We start from the raw sequence: 19,106 nt of genomic DNA, 5'->3' as shown, positions 1-19,106 counted from the left end.
ACTCAGTTGCCACCACACTTGCGTGCGGTGGCAATTTGCGCAATGGCCTGCTGCAAATGGCCCGTCCGGCATCGCCGGAGCGGGCTTTGAGCACAGACCCAATCTTCGGGGCCCGGGACGGCCATCTGAAGGGGACCTTTTAGGAGTGGGATTGATGATGACCCGATCGGCCGGTTTCAAAGCGGCAGCCCTGTTCACCTGTTTCCTGGCGCTCGCCGCCTGTTCGAAGAAGAACACGCCGGACCTTGAGGCCGGTCCTGGTGGTGGTGGCGTCGGCATGGGGCAGGCCGCTCCCGGTTCCAAGGCCGACTTCGAAACCAATGTCGGTGACCGCATCTACTTCATCGTCGACACCGTGACGCTCACGCCCGAGGCGCAGGACACGCTGTCCAAGCAGGCCGCATGGCTGTTGCAGTATCCCAACGTGACGGTTCAGGTGGAAGGCCACGCCGACGAGCGCGGCACCCGTGAATACAACATCTCGCTCTCCGCACGCCGCGCCACGGCGTCGCGCAACTACCTGATCCAGCAGGGTGTTCCGGGCAACCGCATTTCCTCCATCGCCTATGGCAAGGAACGTCCGGCGGCCCTTTGCGATGCCGAGGAATGCTGGTCGCAGAACCGCCGCGCCGTGACAGTGATCACCGGCGGCACCAACTGAGGCATGCTGTCCTGACGGGACAAAGCCTCAATTTCTCCGTCTTTGGGCGGCAAGGTCTTGGGTAACACGACTCCAACATCAGGGTCTGACATGTTCAAACGCAGCATCTTTGCCGCCGTCCTTCTCGCGTCTGCCGCCTATCCCGCTTCCGCCCAGGACATCGCCACCCGCATCTTCCAGATGGAGGAGCGTATTCGTGCGCTCACCGGCCAGGTGGAAGAATTGACCCACACCGTGAACCAGTTGCAGCAGCAGCTGGGCCAGAAGCAGGGCGATGCCGGGGATGTGGTGCCCGCACCCATGCCGAAGCCCGTTCAGAAGCAGGTGGCCGAAGCGCCCGCCGTGCAGGACGGAACGTCGTCCGATGGCATCGAGGTGATCCAGGATACGCCGGCCTCCAAGCCCAAGTCTCTCAATGCCGAAGTCCTGGGCACCGACCAGGGTGCCGTTGAACTGGCACCCGGCCAGGCTCCGTTCAAGAAGGCCGGGGCCGACAGCGGCACCGATGACAGCTTCCAAGGTCAGGTGGTCGTTCCCGAAAATGGCGAGACACAGACGGCGCAGGCCGGTCAGCCTGTTGTCAATGATGGCGTGCAGCAGCAGGATGGCATCGAGCAGGTGTCTTTGCAGCCCACGGAAACGCCGGACGAACTCTACAAGACCGCAAACGAAGCGCTGCTCCGCCGCCAGTTCCCCGAAGCGGAAGCGGGCTTCCGCAGCTTTCTGAGCAAGTATCCAGATCATTCGCTGGCGGGCAGTGCCCAGTATTGGCTGGGCGAGACCTTCTACGTGCAGGGTGATTCCAAGCAGGCGGCGCAGAACTTCCTGCAGGCCTACAAGACCTATCCCAAGAGCCGCCGCGCTCCCGACAGCCTTCTCAAGCTCGGGATGGCGCTGAACAAGATGGGCCAGAAGGACCAGGCCTGTGCAGCACTGAATTCCGTGGGCACGGAGTTCCCGCGCGCCGTGGAAGCCAAGAAGCGCGCCTCCGCCGAATACAAGCGTGCCGGCTGCTGAGGCCGCCGCCGCGATTTCTCCTGATGCCGTGCTGAGCCGCGGTGTACTTCTTCCTGTCCTCTCCGGTGTGACGCGCATTGCAGTTGCGGTCTCCGGCGGTTCCGATTCCATGGCCCTGTTGCGCCTTGCGGCACTCCTGCCGGATGGGCCGGAGGTCATTGCACTCACCATCGATCACGGACTGCGCGACGGTTCGCGCGCCGAGGCCGACCAGGTGGCGCGCTGGTGTGCGGGGTTGGGGGTTCCTCACCACATTCTCGCCTGGGCGGGCGCCAAGCCTGCAACGGGCATCCAGGCGAAGGCCCGCGAGGCGCGCTATGATCTGCTGACCCGGTGGTGCACTGCGCATTGCGTCTCCGTTCTGCTGACGGCCCATACCCTCGACGACCAGGCCGAGACGGTACTCATGCGCAAGCGCCGCACGGCGAGTGCGGCAAGCCTTGCCGCGATCTGGCCGGAGCGGCCGTGGAATGGCGTTCGTCTCCTCCGTCCACTGCTGGCTGTGCGGCGTGAGGCGCTGCGGAATTTCCTGCGCGGACTGGGGCAGGGCTGGCTTGAAGATCCCAGCAACGAGAACACGGTTTTCGAGCGCGCCCGTGTGCGTCAATTGCTGGTGGGCGAAAATGTTGCGGCCCTGGCGGCGGAAGCGGCGTGGGCACAGGTCGTTACCACCGCAACTGCTGCTGAAGCCGAGGCGTGGCTGGTGCGGCATGTGCGCATCCATACAGAGGGGTATGCCAGCCTTCCCCGTGCGGCGCTGGCGTTGGCGGGTGAGGGGGCGGCGCTGGCTGCGCTCTCCCGGCTCGTTGCCATGTGCGGCAACGGGCGGGCGCCTTTGCGGGCGGATATGGTTCGCCTTCTCTCGGTGCTGAACAGCGGGGGCAATACGCGGCGGTCGCTGGGCGGGGCCCTTGTCGCGGCGCGGCTGCGGGACGTTTTGATCGGCCGGGAGCCGGGCCGCATTGTACCGGGGTTACAGACAATTTCGGGTGATGCGGGGATCGTCTGGGATGGGCGTTTCCTGATCCATGCGCCAGCGGGGGCCACTGTTCGACTGGCTGGTGGTTTGCGGCCGCCTTCGCCCACGGGCCTTCCGGCCTTCATTGTCGCCAGCCTTCCGGTGGTGATGGTGGGGGGAACGGCCGTTTTTCCGCATTTTGACGGGCAGGGGCGGGTTTCGGTCACGCTTGGTGAACGATTTGGCCTTTAGTCTCGTATTTACAGTGTTGCCGCGCTTGGATTCTGGATGGGCCGGACCTATGTTAGGCTTCAGTTTTTGGGATGGATTTCGGAAGCGCGCCTCAGGCTGCTTCCAGAATTGAGGATCGACCGTGAACCAGTTCCGCAGTTTCGCCGTTTGGATCGTGATTGCCTTGTTGTTGTTTGCACTGTTCAGCCTGTTCCAGGGCCAGAGCATGCGCGCCAACAGCAGCGAGATCAGCTATTCGGAATTCCTGACGAAGATCAACAACGGCGAGATCAGCAGCATAACGGCGTCGATGAACGGCGATGTGGTGGCGAAGACGGCTGATGGCCGGACGCTGACCACCTACGCGCCCGTCTCCGAGGACTTCCTCAAGACCATCCGCGAGAAGAATGTCTCGGCCGAGTTCCGTCCGCCGCAGTCTGACTCTTTCCTGTCCAACGCGCTGATCTACTGGCTGCCGATGCTGCTGATCGTGGGCGTCTGGGTGTTCTTCATCCGCCAGATGCAGGCTGGTTCCGGCAAGGCCATGGGATTCGGCAAGAGCCGCGCCAAGCTGCTCACCGAAAAGCAGGGCCGCGTCACGTTCTCCGACGTGGCTGGCGTGGATGAGGCCAAGGACGACGTTGTCGAGATCGTGGACTTCCTCAAGGACCCACACAAATTCCAGCGGCTGGGCGGCAAGATTCCGCGCGGTGCGCTGCTCGTCGGCCCTCCGGGCACGGGCAAGACCTTGCTGGCGCGCGCCATTGCGGGCGAAGCCAACGTGCCCTTTTTCACGATCTCGGGTTCCGACTTCGTGGAAATGTTCGTGGGCGTGGGTGCGAGCCGTGTGCGCGACATGTTCGAACAGGCCAAGAAGAATGCACCTTGCATTGTCTTCATCGATGAAATCGACGCCGTCGGCCGTCACCGTGGTGCGGGCCTTGGCGGTGGCAACGACGAGCGTGAGCAGACGCTGAACCAACTCCTCGTGGAGATGGATGGCTTCGAAGCGAACGAAGGCGTCATCATCATCGCCGCGACCAACCGTCCGGACGTGCTGGACCCGGCATTGCTGCGTCCGGGCCGTTTCGACCGGCAGATCACTGTCGGCAATCCGGATGTGAAGGGCCGCGAGCAGATCCTCAAGGTTCACATGAAGGACAAGCCGCTGGCACCGGATATTGATCCGAAGGTGCTGGCGCGTGGTACGCCCGGCTTCTCCGGTGCTGATCTCGCCAACCTCTGCAACGAGGCTGCCCTTCTTGCGGCCCGCCGCAACAAGCGCATGATCACGCAGGCCGAGTTCGAGGATGCCAAGGACAAGGTGATGATGGGTGCCGAGCGCAAGTCCATGGTGATGAGCGATGAAGAGCGCCGCAACACAGCCTATCACGAGGCGGGACACGCCATTGTTGGCCTGAACGTGAACTATGATCCGCTGCACAAGGTGACGATCATCCCGCGTGGCCGCGCGTTGGGTGTGACCATGAACCTGCCGGAAGGCGACCGCCACAGCCGCACCCGCGAATGGTGCGAGGCCCGCCTGGCCGTTCTGTTCGGCGGGCGCGAGGCTGAACTCATTCTCGGTGGCGACAAGAACGTGACCAACGGCGCCATGGGCGACATCCAGATGGCGACGCAGTTGTCGCGGGCGATGATCACGGAATGGGGCATGAGCGAAAAGCTCGGCCGTGTGCGCTACTCCGCCAACGAGCAGGAGGTGTTCCTCGGCCATAGCGTGACGCAGAGCAAGAATGTCTCGGAAGGGACCGCGCAGATCATCGACGAGGAAGTGCGCCGCCTGATCCATGAAGGAGAGGCGCAGGCCAAGTCGATCCTCAAAAAGAAGCGTGAAGACCTGCATGTGTTGGCCAAGGCCCTGCTGGAATACGAAACGCTTTCCGGCGAGGAGGTGGCGCGGGTGCTGAAGGGTGATCGCATCGACCGCGACGAAAAGCCGTTGAAGCGCTCAGACAAGGGCGGCACCAGCGTGCCGCGCGCGGGTGCCAAGCGTGGTGGCCGTGGTGGCCTTGAGCCGCAGCACCAGGGCTGATGCCCTTGCGGTCCGAACTGTTGTAAATCCAGGACCCCGGCTTCGCGGCCGGGGTCTTTCTGATTCCTGCCAAGCGGTGATGTCATGAAAACCTACTATCGACCCACGGGCCTTGTGTTCGGCGCGGATGTGCCGCGCATGGTACGCGATGGCGACGCCCTGCCTCTGGCCGGGCAAGGCCACGTCGGCTTTACCCATGTGGATGTGATCACGCGCCGCGAGGGCGTGATCGAGCGCGACATGCAGCGGATTGCCGGCGTGGATAACTCGGCGGCATTGGAGCGGCTCTCAGCCGTGCGCCCGGCCTTTGCGGGCCTTGATCTCACGGTGCCGCGGTTGATGGGGATCGTCAACATCACGCCTGACAGTTTCTCCGACGGAGGGAAGCTCACCTCTGCTGCTGCTGCAATTTCGCACGGTGCGCAATTGGCGGAGGAGGGTGCGGACATCCTGGATGTGGGCGGCGAGTCCACCCGGCCCGGTTCCGACACCGTTGCGGTGGAAGAAGAGTTGCGCCGCGTCCTGCCCGTGATCGAAGCACTGGCGAAGGGTCACCTCGTCTCGGCCGATACGCGGAAATCCGCTGTCATGTCGGCGGCTCTTTCGGCGGGCGCCAGGATCATCAATGATGTGTCGGCGCTCGGGCATGACGAGAAGAGTTCAGGCGTGGTGGCAGCGGCGCGGGTGCCGGTGGTGCTGATGCATGCCCAGGGCGAGCCCAAGACCATGCAACTGCAACCCCGCTACGACGATGTGCTGCTCGATGTCTACGATATGCTGGAAGGCCGGGTAGCGGCGGCGGAGTCGGCGGGCATACCCCGCGCCATGATTGCCATCGATCCCGGCATCGGATTCGGAAAGACTTTCCGCCAGAACCTCGATGTGATGGCGGGGCTGACGGTTTTCCACGGACTTGGTGTGCCCCTGCTGGTGGGGGTGTCGCGCAAGGGCTTCCTGGGAGCCCTCACAGGTGAAAAAACGGCCGGAAACAGGGTCAACGGCTCGGTGGGCGGGGCGCTGCAGGCAGCCCTGGCCGGAGCTCACATCCTGAGGCTTCATGATGTAAAGGCCACACGCGACGCGTTGGCGGTGTTTACCGCGGCCTTGCATCCCGATTCAGCAGACATTTAGGTTCTGCTATTATGCCGGGACCGGATTGGGGAAAATCATGACTCGCAAGTATTTTGGGACTGATGGTGTGCGTGGCCGGGCCAACGTGGGGGCGATGTCTCCCGACGTGGTGATGCGGATCGGCATGGCCGCCGGACACATCTACGGCAGGGGCGAACACCGCCACCGCGTCGTGATCGGCAAGGATACGCGGCTTTCGGGCTACATGATCGAGCAGGCCCTGACGGCGGGATTGCTCGCGGCCGGCATGGATGTGTTCCTGCTCGGACCGGTGCCGACGCCGGCGGTAGCCATGCTGACCCGCTCCATGCGCGCCGACCTTGGCGTGATGATTTCCGCCTCGCACAATCCGTTCTCGGACAACGGCATCAAGATTTTCGGGCCGGATGGCTACAAGCTGTCGGATGCCCAGGAACTTCGCATCGAAGACCTGATCGACAATCCGGGAAAGATCTCGCTCGCGGGTCCTTCCGAAATCGGCCGCGCCAAGCGGATCGAGGACGCAGGCGCGCGCTACATCGAATTCGCCAAGCGCACCTATCCGGGCGAGAGCAATCTCGACGGCATGCGGATCGTGATCGATACGGCCAATGGGGCTGCCTACAAGACGGCCCCCACCGCGCTGTGGGAACTGGGCGCTGAAATCATCGAGATCGGCAACGATCCCAACGGCACCAACATCAATGACGAATGCGGTTCAACACATCCGGAAGTGATGTGCGAGAAGGTGCGCGAATTGCGCGCCGATATCGGCATCGCGCTCGACGGCGACGCCGACCGGGTGATCATCGCCGACGAAAAGGGCCGCGTCATCGACGGCGACCAGATCATGGCGCTCGTTGCCACGAGCTGGGCCCAACGTGGCAACCTGAAGGGTGGCGGCCTCGTGGCCACCATCATGTCCAACCTGGCGCTGGAACGCTTCCTCGAAACACAGAAGCTGGCGCTGGCCCGCACCAAAGTGGGCGACCGCTATGTGGTGGAGCACATGCGCGGGCATGGCTTCAACGTGGGCGGTGAACAGTCCGGACATATCGTGCTCTCGGACTACGCAACGACGGGTGATGGATTGCTGGCGGCCTTGCAGGTGCTGGCCGAAGTCGTGCGGCAGGGCAAGCCGGTGAGCGAAGTGTGCAGCCTCTTCGAACCGCTGCCACAAGTTCTCAAGAACGTGAAGTTCAAGGGCGGCAATCCCCTGGGCGACTCGCTGGTGAAGGATGCCATTCGGGACGCCGAAGCGCGTCTCGGCAACCAGGGCCGCCTCGTGATCCGCCCGTCGGGCACCGAGCCCCTGATCCGCGTGATGGCGGAAGGTGATGACGGCAAGCTGGTCTCGACCATCGTCGACGACCTGTGCGGCGTCATTTCCAAGGCAGCGGCTTAACGCTGGCTGGTTGTCAGGCCGGCCTGATCCGGCTCACGAAGATTCCCGCCAGTACCAGCAGCAGGGCCACGAGTACGTTCCAGCCCACGTGCTCGCCAAGCATCAACGCGCCGAAGCCCAAAGCAAAGACGGGCACCAGGTAGTTGGACATAGTGGTGAAGGTGGGGCTGGTGCGCTCCATGGCCTTGAACCAGACAACGGTGGCGAGGCCTGTGGGAAACAGCCCCAATCCGATCATCGCCAGCCACGATGACACGGGCGCCTGCGGAATGAGGAAGGGCGACTGCACGGCGGCTGCGGCCGTTGCAAGCACGGCACCGGCGGCCAGCACGCCTGCCGATACGCCGATCGTACCCGGCAGCTTCATCCGCTTGGCGCTGATGGCGTTGACGCCATACATGAGGCAGCCGAGTACGACCGCGAGTTCTCCCTTCAGTTCCTCGCCGTGAGCCTTGATGTTGAAAAGATTCTCCGGTCCCATGAGGGTGATGATGCCGGAGAAGCCGAGAATGAATCCGGCGGTGCGTGGTAGTGTCAGGCGTTCGCCGGGGAGCGCGAAGTGCGCCATGATGATGATGATGAGCGGGATCGTTCCCATCAACAATCCGGCAACGCCGCTGGTGATCGACTGCATGCCCCAGGTGATGATGAAGAAGGGCGCGGCATTTCCGATGAGACCGAGCCAGAGGTAGCGCGCGAGAAACGTTCGGTCGAAGGGAACCGGCGCGCGCTGCACGGCTGTTGCGGCGAGCAGCACCGCAGCGCCCACCATGAGGCGCGCCGCCGCAATCCAGTCGGGTGTGACGTGCTGAAGCGCCACCTTACTCATGGCGAAGGAGGTTCCCCAGCAGACCACGAGAATCGCGAAGAGGAACCAGTCAAATGCAGTGACGCGATAGGCCATGAGATGCTTCGGTGCCGTTAACCTTAACCCGGGCTCAACAATTTGCGCAGGATTCGAACGAAATACTGTGGCCCAGATACCACAAATCGGGGGTGTCACATTCGCGCCTTTTTTCGGCCCGTGTGGCGCCGTTCTCGGACGCCATCTTGCACCCATCGAACGATCCAAAGGATGAGGTGCTTACGATGAAGATGTTCAAGATTTTGATGCTCGCCGGCGTGGTTCTTGCCCCGGTTGCGGTGTCTGCGCAGGCTGCCGACCTCGATCCGCCGCCTGCTGCCGATCCGGCCATGATGGGTGTGTACCTCCGCGCTGATGCGGGCTGGTCATTCCTTCAGTGGAGCGGCGGTGCCGATGATAGTGCCTTCGTCGCAGGTGGTGGCGTCGGCTATCGCTTCTCCGACAACGTGCGCGCCGATGTGACAGCCGACTGGAGCGGAAACTACAAGGTTGCTCCCGGTGCGGAACTCTCCACCACGACGGTTCTCGGCAACGTCTACTATGACTTCGCCAACGACTCGATGTTCACGCCCTACGTCGGCGTGGGTGCGGGTTACGGCTGGGCCAACGGCTCGGGCGGTGCGGTGGACGACAGCGGCCTGGCGCTCGGCGCGGCTGCCGGTGTGTCTGTCGACCTCACCAACAACCTGGCCATCGACGCCGGTTATCGCTTCCGCGACATCATGATCTCGGGCAGCGATACCAAGGAGCACCAGGCCACGGTCGGCTTGCGCTTCAGCTTCTGATCCAGCACGCTTCCTGGGCCCGCAATCGCGCGTGGCCCGGACCAGGACGCGCCCAGCCACAAGCGGGGCGCGTTTTGCTTTTGCGATGGTGGCTTGACTTTTGAAGGCACCAGCCTACTCTCGCCTGACATATTTCCCCGTGTGCGGGAGAGATCGCGGCCCCTCGGGGTTGTGGCGCCGAAGGAGCAACCGCCCCGGAAACTCTCAGGCAAAAGGACCGCACGTGGGTGTAAAGACTCTGGAGAGCAGAGGTGGCCTGATGAGGGCGCCGCTCACCGAAGGAGAAAGCTTTCCCGTGTCGGAGTGACGGGACGGCGAAAACTCTCAGGTTCCTGACAGAGGGGGCACGTCTGACACATTGGTGGGTCAGGCGGGCAACCCATGTTCTGGAGACACTGATGAGCGAAACAACCCTGCGCACACCCTTGTATGACGCGCATGTGAGCCTCAAGGCCCGCATGGTGCCCTTCGCCGGCTACGACATGCCGGTGCAATACCCCACCGGAATCCTGACCGAACACACCTGGACCCGCGAACATGCGGGTCTTTTCGATGTGTCGCACATGGGACAGTGCTTCATCGTGGCGGAGAGCTTTGAGCGCGCCGCCGAGGCCATGGAAGCGCTGGTGCCGGCGGACATTCGCGGCCTTGCACCGTTGCAGCAACGCTATTCGCAACTGCTGGCCGATGATGGCGGCATTCTCGACGACCTGATGATTTCCCGGTCGGCCTATCCGGGCCGGCTCTATGTGGTCGTCAATGCGGGGCGGAAGGAACAGGATTACGCCCACATTGCCGCCAAGCTACCCAAGGACGTGAAGCTGGAACGGCTCGACGGCGAGGCGCTCATTGCCTTGCAGGGGCCGGAAGCGGAGGACGTTCTGGCGGCGCTGAACCCCGAGGTTCGCAATATCGGCTTCATGTATTTCAAGCTGCTCGATCTGGCGGGCTGCAAGGACGTGCATGTGTCGCGTTCCGGCTATACGGGTGAGGACGGTTTCGAATTGTCCCTCTCCGCTGCCGATGCGGTGAAGCTGTGGAACGTGTTGCTCAAGGATGAGCGGGTAAAGCCCATCGGGCTTGGCGCACGCGATTCGCTTCGCCTGGAAGGCGGGCTTTGCCTTTATGGCCATGACATCGACGAGACGACCTCGCCCATCGAGGCGGGCCTCACCTGGTCAATTTCGAAGCCGCGGCGCGAGCAGGGCGGATTTCCCGGGCACACGCGCATCAAGAACGAACTGTCCAACGGCGGCCTGAAGCGCATGCGCGTGGGCATCAAGCCGGAAGGCCGCCTGCCTGCGCGTGAAGGCAGCATCATCCAGAATGCCGCGGGCCGCGAGATCGGCAAGGTGACGTCGGGCGGCTTCGGCCCCACCGTCAACGGGCCCATCGCCATGGGCTATGTCGACATTGCCCATGCCGCGCCGGGCACGCCTCTGTTCCTGCTTGTCCGCGACAAGGCCATTCCGGCCAGCGTCGTCAAACTTCCCTTTGTTCCCAACCGTTTCAAGCGCTGAGGAGATAACCATGAGCGTCAAGTTTACCGAAGAACATGAATGGATCACCGTCGAAGGTGGCGTCGCCACTGTCGGCATCACCACGCACGCGGCTGAACAGTTGGGCGACGTGGTGTTCGTCGACCTGCCCGCCATCGGCAAGAAGGTCGAAAAGGGCAAGGAAGCCGCGGTGGTTGAAAGCGTGAAGGCCGCGAGCGAAGTCTACGCGCCGATCGATGGCGAAATCGTCGCCGTGAACACGGCCATTGCCGATGAACCTTCGCTGGTGAACAGCGACGCGGAAGGCGGCGCCTGGTTCATGAAGATCAAGATCGCCAATCCGTCGCAGCTTGACAGCATGATGGATCGCGCGGCCTACGACAAATTCGTGGGCAAGTGAGGTCATCCATGTCCACGCGTCTCGCGCTCAAGGACCTTGAACCCGGCGCCAATTTCATTGCGCGCCACATCGGGCCGGATGCGGCCGAAACCGCCGCCATGCTGAAGACCGTCGGTGCCAAGTCGGTGGAAGATTTCATCGACAAGGTGGTGCCGAAGCGCATCCGCGCCAAGCGTCCGCTCGATCTGAAGAAGGCAATGCCGGAACGGACCGCGCTCTCCTATCTGCGGGAGGCCGCCAGCCGCAACGAGGTGTTCACCTCGATGATCGGCATGGGATACTACGGCACCGTCACGCCCAAGGTGATCCTGCGCAACATTCTGGAAAACCCGGGCTGGTACACGGCCTATACGCCTTACCAGGCGGAGGTAAGCCAGGGCCGCCTCGAAGCGCTGCTGAACTATCAGCAGATGATCGTGGACATGACGGGCCTGCCCATCGCCAATGCATCGCTGCTGGACGAGGGCACCGCCGCGGCGGAAGCCATGTCCATGGCCAAGCGCGTCGCCAAGTCGTCGTCGAACGTGTTCTTCATCGACCGCGACACGCACCCGCAGACGATCGGCGTGCTGGAAACGCGCGCCAAGGGCTTCGGCTACACGCTCGTGGTGGGCGATCCCCTGAAGGACCTGCAGGCCGGTGAAGTGTTCGGCGCGCTGCTCTCCTATCCGGGCTCGTCCGGCGAGGTGCGCGATTTCAGCAAGGTGATCGAAGCCCTCCACGCCGTTGGGGCTCTTGCCATCTTGACGACCGACCTCCTCGCACTGGCCCTGCTGAAGACGCCGGGCGAACTTGGCGCGGACATCGCCATCGGTTCCTCCCAGCGCTTCGGCGTGCCCATGGGCTTTGGCGGGCCGCATGCGGCCTTCTTCGCCACGCGCGACGAATACAAGCGCACCATGCCGGGCCGCCTCATTGGCGTGTCGGTGGATGCCAAGGGCAAGCGGGCGCTGCGCATGGCGCTGCAGACCCGTGAGCAGCATATCCGGCGCGAGAAGGCGACCAGCAACATCTGCACCGCGCAGGTTCTGCTTGCCGTCATTTCCTCCATGTTCGCCGTGTATCTGGGCCCGCGCGGCATCAAGAAGACGGCGGAACGCACGCACCGCTTTGCCGAAGTCTTCGCCGATGCGGTGAAGGGCTACGGATTTGAAGTCATCACCAAGTCGTTCTTCGACACGGTGACGCTGCACGTGCCGGGCCGTGCCCACATGCTGTGGGCCAAGGCCAAGGAGAAGCGCATCAACCTTCGTTTCGTCGATGCCGACCATCTCGGCATTTCCTTCGACCAGTCGACGCGGCGGCAGGAATTGATGAAGCTGCTCAGCGTGTTCAAGTCGGATGCGGAGAGCCGCACGGACGTGGATGCAATCGACGCCAAGACGGGCGAAGTCATTCCCCTGGCCCTGCGGCGCACGAGCGATTTCCTCACGCACCCGGTGTTCTCCATGTATCACTCGGAGACGGAGATGATGCGTTATCTCCGCCACCTGCAGTGCAAGGATCTGGCGCTGGATCAGGCGATGATCGCGCTCGGTTCCTGCACCATGAAGCTCAACGCCACGAGCGAGATGATCCCCGTGACGTGGCGCGAGTTTGCCATGCTGCATCCCTTCGCACCGCTGGAACAGACGCAAGGCTACCAGCAGCTGTTCGAGGAACTGGAGGAGATGCTGGCGGAGATCACCGGCTTCGATGCCGTTTCCTTGCAGCCCAACGCGGGTTCGCAGGGAGAATACGCGGGCCTGCTGGCGATCAAGCGCTACCATGAATCGCGTGGCGACCATGGGCGCGATCTTTGCCTCATCCCGGTCTCGGCGCATGGCACCAATCCGGCTTCGGCCGCGATGGCTGGTTTGCAGATCGTGGCGGTGGCCTGCGATGCCAATGGCAACGTCGACCTCAAGGACCTGGAGGCGAAGGCCAAGCAGCATTCGGCCAAGCTGGCCGCGCTCATGATCACCTATCCCTCCACCCATGGCGTGTTCGAGGAAGCCATCATCGACATCTGCGCCACCGTTCATGCGCATGGCGGACAGGTCTATCTCGACGGCGCCAACCTCAATGCGCAGGTGGGCCTGATGCGCCCGGCTGAGCTGGGTGCCGACGTGTGCCACATGAACCTGCACAAGACCTTCTGCATTCCGCACGGCGGTGGTGGTCCCGGCATGGGCCCCATCGGCGTGAAGGCGCATCTGGCGCCCTTCCTGCCGGGGCATGTGGTGGTGGATGGCGTCAATCCGGCTGCGGGCCGTGACGGGCACCTCGGTGCTGTTTCGGCGGCGCCGTGGGGTTCGGCCTCGATCCTGCCGATCTCGTGGATGTATATCGCCATGATGGGCGGCGAGGGGCTCACCCGCGCCACCTCCATGGCAATCCTCAATGCCAACTACATCGCGGCGCGCCTCAAGGCGCACTATCCGGTGCTCTACACGGGCCCCGGCGGTTTCGTGGCCCATGAGTGCATCCTCGACCTGCGGGACCTCAAGGAACGCACGGGCCTTTCGGTCGAAGACGTGGCCAAGCGCCTGGTGGATTACGGCTTCCATGCCCCCACCATGTCGTTCCCGGTCGTCGACACGCTGATGGTGGAGCCGACGGAATCGGAAGGAAAGCGCGAGCTGGACCGGTTCTGCGATGCCATGATCTCCATCGCCGGCGAAATCGCCGAGGTGGAAAAGGGCAAGGCCGACAAGACCGACAACGTGCTGAAGAATGCCCCGCACACCCATGGGGAACTGTTCGGCGACTGGACGCATCCCTATTCCAAGGAACAGGCCTTCTTCCCGTTGCCGCACTACCCCAATGACAAGTACTGGCCGCCGGTGGCGCGCGTCGACAACGTCTATGGCGACCGCAACCTGATGTGCATCTGCCCGCCCATGAGCGAGTATCTCGAAGCGGCAGAATGACCCAGGCCTGAGGCCGCGAAATCTTCCATGCCCCGGCGCGAACTGAGCTAGCTTGCGCCGGGGCATCGCTCATGAAGATTGCAGCTTTCATCAATGGAACGCGCGTGGAGGCGGAGATTGATCCGTCGCAACGGCTGTCCGACTTCCTGCGCACATCACAGCGCCTGACGGGCCTCAAGGAAGGCTGCAAGGAGGGCGAGTGCGGGGCCTGCACGGTGTTGCTGGATGGGGCGCCGGTCAACAGTTGCCTTGTGCTGGCCTTCCAGATTGACGGCCGCACGGTGGAGACCATCGAAGGGCTTCGCGGCACCAACGGGCAGCCTTCGCCCCTGCAGGCAGCCTTCGTGGCGCACGGCGGCGTGCAGTGCGGCTATTGCACGCCGGGCATGGTGATGGCGGCGGAAGGGCTGCTGCGCGGCAACGCCGCCCCGGACGACCGCGCCATTCGTCATGAATTGGCCGGAAACCTGTGCCGGTGCACGGGCTATCAATTGATCATCGAAGCAGTGGCCGCGGAGGCCGCGCGCCGCGCGGATGACGCGCCATGAGTGACGTGTCCGCTGCCACGCCTGCCGACCTCGCGGCGGTGCGAAACCTCATGGCGGCCTCCGATGTCCCTCTTCATTTCATCGCGGGCGGCACGGACATGCTGGTGCATCCGCGGCCCTTTCCTTCGTCCGGCTGTATCGTGAACATCGCCGCCACGGCGGGGCTGCGCGACATCGTGGTGCGGGATGACGCGGTGGTTATTGGCGCCGCGGTCACGCTTTCCGAGTTGCAGCATAGCGCCATCATCCGCGCCCGTGTGCCGGTGCTTGCCCAGGCCGCAGACTTGTGCGGATCAGTGCAGATCCGGAATCGCGCTACCATCGGGGGCAATGTGGTCAATGCCTCGCCCGCGGGCGACCTGCTTCCCATTCTCGTGTGCATGGCTGCACGGGTGTCGCTTCTGGGGCGGGATGGAATTGGGAGGGAGATGGCAATTGCGCAATTCCTCACGGGTGCGGGGCGAACGATGCTGGGCACCTGCGAGTTGCTGGTCTCGCTCTCCATTCCGCTGGCGCCCATGCTGGCGCGGGCGGCGTTCGTCAAGCTGGGGCAGCGCGATGATCTCACCATCTCGCGGCTCAATCTCATCCTCGAAGCTGATTTCGACGAGGAGAGCACCACCTTCGGCGCGGTGCGTTGCGTGGCGGGTGCCATTGCGCCCACGCCTCTGCCGCTTGCGGCTGTGGCTGAAACACTTGAGGGAAAGAGACTCTCGCCTGCCGTCGCGGCGGATTTTCTGCGGGCACTGGTGGGCGCGGTGGATGCGGCCATTCCCGGCCGGCTGTCGCAGCCCTACAAGCGCTGCGCCGTGATGGGCGTGGGGCTCGATGCCTTGCAGGGCGTGGCGGGCGGCCTCTGCCCGCGCTGGGAAGACCTGGAGGCGCTGCTGTGAACTATGTCGCGACCCGCCTTCCGATGCTGGACGGCCCAGAGAAGGCGTCGGGCGAATTGCGCTATCTCACCGACCTGCAGTTTCCGGGTACCGTGCACGGCAAACTGCTGCTCAGCTCGCATCCGCATGCACGCGTCGTTGCGCTGCAGGCTGAGGAGGCACTGGCCATGCGCGGCGTGCTGGCGGTGTTCTGGCACGGCAACACGCCTGCGCACCGCTACAACAGTTCGATCTGGTTCGAGGGTCAGGAGGCGATCGAGGACGAGCAGATGTTCCCGTCCGTGGTGCGCCATGTGGGTGACCGGGTGGCGGCTGTTGTTGCCGAAACGGCAGAGCAGGCGGAAGCCGCGGTAGCCGTTCTTGCGGTGGAATACGCCGCGCTACCAGCGCAGTTCGATGCGGAGCGGGCGCTGGCGGACGGGATTGCGGAAGGAACGCCGGGGCGCCCACTCTTTGCCAATCCGATCGAGGGCAAGACGTTCCGCTGTGGTGATGCCGAGGCGGGTTTCGCTGTCGCTGACGAGATTGTGGAAACCCAAGTCTCCACGCCCAAGACCCACCATGCGGCCATCGAACCGCATGCCTGCCTCGCCCTGCCGAAGGGCGATGGCCGTGTTCTCGTGTGCACGCCTTGCCAGAGCATTTTCGCGGTTCAGGTGGTGGTCGGGAAAGCACTGGGCGTTGCGGCGTCCGAAGTGTGTGTCATCAAGACGGCCATTGGTGGATCGTTCGGCGGCAAGGCGGAACCCATTCTGGATCCGCTGTGCGCCCATTTCGCCCGCGTGTTGCAGCGGCCGGTGCTGATTGCGCTGGACCGGCGGGAGACCTGCCTGGCCACCCGCATGCGTTCCCGCGTGATTGGCCGCATGCGCACCGCACTGTCGCGCGACGGCAAGATACTGGCGCGCGAGACCCGGACGCTGGCTGACGTTGGGGCATATTCGACGGGCGGCAACTATCTGCCGGGTTCGATGCTGCAACGGCTTGTGCGTCTCTATGATGTGCCTGCCGAGGACTACGCAGGTCATGCTGTCTACACCAACACGCCGCCCACGGGGGCGTTTCGCGGCTATGGTTCGCCGCAGATCAACGCCATAGCCGAGATCAATCTCGACATGGCGGCGCGGCGGTTGAAGATGGACCCCCTTGCACTGCGGCTTCGCAATGTGGTCGCGCCGCACGCCATCGAACCTTACCAGGGGCTGGACATCGGCAATGCGGGCATTCGCGAATGCCTGATGCGCGGGGCGGTGGCCTTCGAGTGGGAGAGACGCTGGACCACCGCACCGGGTAAGGGGCGTTTCAGGCGCGGTGTCGGTCTGGCCTGTGCTGCTCATGTGAACGGCTGCTATCCGGGATCGGACGAATATTCCACCGTGGGCATGCGCGTCACGGAGGAGGGACGCATCACCGTGCAATGCGCGCTGCATGACCTTGGCTGCGGGGCCAATACCACGCTGCTGCAGATCGCGGCGGAAGTGCTGGCGCAAGCACCGCAGCAGTTCGACATCACGCCTTCCGACACTGACCTGACGGGATACGATATCGGCACGCGGGCAAGCCGCATGACCTACATCCTGGGGGAGGCGTTCCGGCGCACGGCGGTTGTGCTGCGCGAGGCCATTCTGGCCACCGCCGCACGCTTCATGAATTGCGCACCTTCCGACCTCGACCTGCGGGACGGAGCCATTCACCGGATATCGGTACCGCAGGGCGTCACGCAACTCTCTGCCTTGATGCAAACCCTTGCCGTGCAGGGTGAGCCGCTGCCGGCCGTTACCCACACCTATGCCGCCACGGCGAACCCCAGTTCATATGCCGCCCATTTTGCCGGGGTGGAGGTGGATTGCCTGACAGGCCGTGTGCGCGTGAAGGACTATGTGGCGGCGCATGATGTGGGCCGGGCCATCAATCCGATGCTGGTGGAGGGGCAGATTCACGGCGGCATCCAGGCGGGCATTGGCTACGCCTTGTTCGAGGATGTGGAAATTGACAGCGTGACGGGTGTCATGAAGGCAGACCGCTTCAGCCGCTATCATCTCGTCAATGCGCCGGAAATGCCGCCAGTGGATGTCTTGCTGGTGGAGCCCGGTGAACCCACGGGCCCTTACGGTGCCAAGGCGGTGGGCGAGATCGCCACCATTCCGGTGGCCCCCGCTGTTGTCAACGCGGTCAATCACGCCCTCGGCACGGCACTCACGCATCTGCCGCTGACACCCGAAAAAATCCTCGCGGCGCTCGCATAAAACAAAACGGCCCGGAAAATCCGGGCCGCTTTTTTATCCTGCGAATGAAATCAGTTCAGGCGTGACTTCACGGCGGCGATGGACTCGGCGACGAGGGTTTCGCCGCTCTTGCCCTTCATGCCGTCTTTGAGCAGCGTGGCGGCGGCTGCGACCGCGAGGTCGGCGGCGCGGGCGCGGACGTCCTTGGCGGCGGCAACTTCGGCCTGGGCGATCTTCGTCTCGGCCTGCTTGGTGCGGCGCTCGATGGTCTCGCCCAGCTTCTTTTTCGATTCTTCGGCGTAGGAGGCGGCATCAGCCTTGGCGCGGGCGACGATCTCGCCTGCTTCCTTTTCCGCATCGAGACGCTTCTGCTTGTATTCGGCAAGCAGGGCTTCGGCCTCTTCACGCAGGCGGCGCGCGTCGTCGAGTTCCTTGGCGATCTGCGCGGCGCGATCATCCAGCGCCTTGCCGGCGGTCTTGTGGGCACCGGCCCACATGACGATGGCGAGGAAGAGCACCAGCGCCACGAAGGCAAAGAAGGTGTTGTCGAGGGCGAGGCCGGCGGCGAGCACTGTGGGAAGCGTGGTCATGGACATTATCCCTTCAGAGCCTTGGCGATGGCCGCCTTGGTGACCTTGCCGCCGCCGAGGGCAGCGACGATTTCCGCAGCCGACTCGGCAGCGATATCTTCTACCGCCTCCAGGGCCTTGGCCTTGCTGGCGGCGATCTTGGATTCGGCGGCTGAAACCTTCTTGCCGAGGGCTTCGTCCAGCTTGTGGCTTTCGGCGTCCACGTCGCGGGTCACGGCTTCGCGGGTTTCGCGGGCGATGTCGTTGGCGTTGGAACGGGCATCGGAAAGGGCCTTTTCATAGGCCTTCACCGCGGCTTCCGTTTCATTCTTGAGGGCCTGGGCGCGGGCGAGGTCGCCGTCGATGCGGGCCTTGCGCTTGGCGAGAATGGCACTGACGCGTGGCAGGGCGAACTTGCTCATCAGCACGTAAAGTGCGGCGAAGAAGATCGCCAACCAGAACAACTGCGAAGGAAAAGTCTTGCTGTCGAGCGGCGGGAAAACGCCGTGGTGTTCGCCACCATGGGCTTCGGTGCCTTCGGTCGTGGCCGGAGCCGCGCCGTTGGCCTCGCCCGCGGGGGCAGCACCTTCCGTCGTTGTGGTGGCCTCTTCGGCAACCTGAAATTCAACCGTGGTTGCTGACGTGCTCTGCGACATCGCGCTTCCTCGCATAGTAGGATGGACCGGAGTGCCTCGGGAGAGGACGACTCCGGTCCGGATTCAGGTGTTCAGTTCCGGTTCGTCTTAGGCGACGAAGAGGAGGAGAAGCGCCACAACGAGCGAGAAGATGCCGAGGCCTTCTGCAAGTGCGGCACCGATCAGCGCGTTGGTGAACTGGGCACCAGCGGCAGCCGGGTTGCGGAGCGCACCAGCCAGGTAGTTGCCGAAGATGTGGCCCACGCCGATGCCGGCGCCACCCATGCCGATGCAGGCGATACCGGCGCCGATAAGCTTTGCTGCTGCTGGATCCATTTTA

At 63.7% G+C, this 19,106-nt stretch carries 17 protein-coding genes and 1 riboswitch; of the genes, 13 read left to right on the top strand and 4 right to left on the bottom strand.

The annotated features are described in order from the left end of the window. The first annotated feature begins 154 nt into the window (after positions 1-154). The 6 genes from pal (at position 155) to IPM06_02230 (ending at position 7,435) form a co-directional block, all read left to right on the top strand. Positions 155-661 carry a peptidoglycan-associated lipoprotein Pal gene (gene pal, locus IPM06_02255; protein MBK8769234.1) on the top strand — a complete coding sequence of 169 codons (507 nt, stop codon included), beginning with the start codon at positions 155-157 and terminating at the stop codon, positions 659-661. A gap of 90 nt (positions 662-751) precedes the next feature. Continuing rightward, positions 752-1,678 (top strand): tol-pal system protein YbgF, encoded by a 927-nt coding sequence (gene ybgF, locus IPM06_02250; protein MBK8769233.1) that lies wholly within the window; start codon positions 752-754, stop codon positions 1,676-1,678. Beyond that, a complete protein-coding gene (gene tilS, locus IPM06_02245) occupies positions 1,665-2,888 on the top strand; it encodes a tRNA lysidine(34) synthetase TilS (protein ID MBK8769232.1) in 1,224 nt (407 codons plus the stop codon). The genes ybgF and tilS overlap by 14 nt, the downstream gene beginning before the upstream one ends. 121 nt (positions 2,889-3,009) lie before the next feature. Then, positions 3,010-4,920, top strand: a complete 1,911-nt coding sequence (gene ftsH, locus IPM06_02240; protein ID MBK8769231.1) for an ATP-dependent zinc metalloprotease FtsH — start codon at positions 3,010-3,012, stop codon at positions 4,918-4,920. Positions 4,921-5,004: 84 nt separating this feature from the next. Then, a complete protein-coding gene (gene folP / locus IPM06_02235; protein ID MBK8769230.1) occupies positions 5,005-6,051 on the top strand; it encodes a dihydropteroate synthase in 1,047 nt (348 codons plus the stop codon). Positions 6,052-6,088: 37 nt separating this feature from the next. Then, on the top strand, positions 6,089-7,435 hold the full coding sequence (locus IPM06_02230) for a phosphoglucosamine mutase (GenBank protein MBK8769229.1): 1,347 nt from the start codon (positions 6,089-6,091) through the stop codon (positions 7,433-7,435). A gap of 13 nt (positions 7,436-7,448) precedes the next feature. Here IPM06_02230 and IPM06_02225 read toward each other — a convergent pair whose 3' ends face one another. Next, on the bottom strand, positions 7,449-8,339 hold the full coding sequence (locus IPM06_02225) for a DMT family transporter (protein ID MBK8769228.1): 891 nt from the start codon (positions 8,337-8,339) through the stop codon (positions 7,449-7,451). A 185-nt stretch (positions 8,340-8,524) separates the two neighbouring features. Here IPM06_02225 and IPM06_02220 point away from each other — a divergent pair, with 185 nt between their 5' ends. The 7 genes from IPM06_02220 (at position 8,525) to IPM06_02190 (ending at position 17,583) form a co-directional block, all read left to right on the top strand. Beyond that, positions 8,525-9,085 (top strand): porin family protein, encoded by a 561-nt coding sequence (locus IPM06_02220; protein ID MBK8769227.1) that lies wholly within the window; start codon positions 8,525-8,527, stop codon positions 9,083-9,085. 134 nt (positions 9,086-9,219) lie between these two features. Continuing rightward, a riboswitch (glycine riboswitch) is annotated at positions 9,220-9,315 on the top strand. 168 nt (positions 9,316-9,483) lie between these two features. Beyond that, positions 9,484-10,605, top strand: coding sequence for a glycine cleavage system aminomethyltransferase GcvT (gene gcvT, locus IPM06_02215; GenBank protein ID MBK8769226.1), 1,122 nt, complete (start codon positions 9,484-9,486; stop codon positions 10,603-10,605). Between the two features lie 10 nt (positions 10,606-10,615). Continuing rightward, a complete protein-coding gene (gene gcvH / locus IPM06_02210) occupies positions 10,616-10,984 on the top strand; it encodes a glycine cleavage system protein GcvH (protein MBK8769225.1) in 369 nt (122 codons plus the stop codon). A gap of 8 nt (positions 10,985-10,992) precedes the next feature. After that, on the top strand, positions 10,993-13,896 hold the full coding sequence (gene gcvP, locus IPM06_02205; GenBank protein MBK8769224.1) for an aminomethyl-transferring glycine dehydrogenase: 2,904 nt from the start codon (positions 10,993-10,995) through the stop codon (positions 13,894-13,896). 71 nt (positions 13,897-13,967) lie between these two features. After that, positions 13,968-14,444: a (2Fe-2S)-binding protein gene (locus IPM06_02200; protein ID MBK8769223.1), complete on the top strand. Its 477-nt coding sequence runs from the start codon at positions 13,968-13,970 to the stop codon at positions 14,442-14,444. Further along, on the top strand, positions 14,441-15,337 hold the full coding sequence (locus IPM06_02195) for an FAD binding domain-containing protein (GenBank protein MBK8769222.1): 897 nt from the start codon (positions 14,441-14,443) through the stop codon (positions 15,335-15,337). Before IPM06_02200 ends, IPM06_02195 begins: the two co-directional genes overlap by 4 nt. Further along, positions 15,334-17,583 (top strand): molybdopterin-dependent oxidoreductase, encoded by a 2,250-nt coding sequence (locus tag IPM06_02190; GenBank protein ID MBK8769221.1) that lies wholly within the window; start codon positions 15,334-15,336, stop codon positions 17,581-17,583. The genes IPM06_02195 and IPM06_02190 overlap by 4 nt, the downstream gene beginning before the upstream one ends. 50 nt (positions 17,584-17,633) lie before the next feature. On the opposite strand, the gene IPM06_02185 is transcribed toward IPM06_02190, so the two are convergent. The 3 genes from IPM06_02185 to IPM06_02175 form a co-directional block, all read right to left on the bottom strand. After that, entirely contained in the window at positions 17,634-18,152 is a 519-nt protein-coding gene (locus tag IPM06_02185; protein MBK8769220.1) for an ATP F0F1 synthase subunit B, read from the bottom strand. A 5-nt stretch (positions 18,153-18,157) separates the two neighbouring features. After that, on the bottom strand, positions 18,158-18,787 hold the full coding sequence (locus tag IPM06_02180) for a F0F1 ATP synthase subunit B' (protein MBK8769219.1): 630 nt from the start codon (positions 18,785-18,787) through the stop codon (positions 18,158-18,160). Positions 18,788-18,874: 87 nt separating this feature from the next. After that, entirely contained in the window at positions 18,875-19,102 is a 228-nt protein-coding gene (locus IPM06_02175) for a F0F1 ATP synthase subunit C (protein MBK8769218.1), read from the bottom strand. Positions 19,103-19,106 lie beyond the last annotated feature (4 nt).

The organism is Hyphomicrobiales bacterium (genome assembly GCA_016710435.1).
In the GTDB taxonomy this organism is placed as follows: domain Bacteria; phylum Pseudomonadota; class Alphaproteobacteria; order Rhizobiales; family Aestuariivirgaceae; genus Aestuariivirga.
The sequence above is the reverse complement of the archived record's forward strand: the minus strand, read 5'-3'. Positions and strand labels throughout refer to the sequence as shown.

Excerpts from the sequence above, each read along its gene's own strand:
- IPM06_02200 (MBK8769223.1), top strand. The coding sequence starts at position 13,968 with ATGAAGATTGCAGCTTTCATCAATGGAACGCGCGTGGAGGCGGAGATT.
- ybgF (MBK8769233.1), top strand. The coding sequence starts at position 752 with ATGTTCAAACGCAGCATCTTTGCCGCCGTCCTTCTCGCGTCTGCCGCC.
- IPM06_02220 (MBK8769227.1), top strand. The coding sequence starts at position 8,525 with ATGAAGATGTTCAAGATTTTGATGCTCGCCGGCGTGGTTCTTGCCCCG.
- IPM06_02230 (MBK8769229.1), top strand. The coding sequence starts at position 6,089 with ATGACTCGCAAGTATTTTGGGACTGATGGTGTGCGTGGCCGGGCCAAC.
- IPM06_02225 (MBK8769228.1), bottom strand. The coding sequence starts at position 8,339 with ATGGCCTATCGCGTCACTGCATTTGACTGGTTCCTCTTCGCGATTCTC.
- pal (MBK8769234.1), top strand. The coding sequence starts at position 155 with ATGATGACCCGATCGGCCGGTTTCAAAGCGGCAGCCCTGTTCACCTGT.
- IPM06_02180 (MBK8769219.1), bottom strand. The coding sequence starts at position 18,787 with ATGTCGCAGAGCACGTCAGCAACCACGGTTGAATTTCAGGTTGCCGAA.
- gcvH (MBK8769225.1), top strand. The coding sequence starts at position 10,616 with ATGAGCGTCAAGTTTACCGAAGAACATGAATGGATCACCGTCGAAGGT.
- gcvT (MBK8769226.1), top strand. The coding sequence starts at position 9,484 with ATGAGCGAAACAACCCTGCGCACACCCTTGTATGACGCGCATGTGAGC.
- IPM06_02175 (MBK8769218.1), bottom strand. The coding sequence starts at position 19,102 with ATGGATCCAGCAGCAGCAAAGCTTATCGGCGCCGGTATCGCCTGCATC.
- gcvP (MBK8769224.1), top strand. The coding sequence starts at position 10,993 with ATGTCCACGCGTCTCGCGCTCAAGGACCTTGAACCCGGCGCCAATTTC.
- IPM06_02185 (MBK8769220.1), bottom strand. The coding sequence starts at position 18,152 with ATGACCACGCTTCCCACAGTGCTCGCCGCCGGCCTCGCCCTCGACAAC.
- folP (MBK8769230.1), top strand. The coding sequence starts at position 5,005 with ATGAAAACCTACTATCGACCCACGGGCCTTGTGTTCGGCGCGGATGTG.
- IPM06_02195 (MBK8769222.1), top strand. The coding sequence starts at position 14,441 with ATGAGTGACGTGTCCGCTGCCACGCCTGCCGACCTCGCGGCGGTGCGA.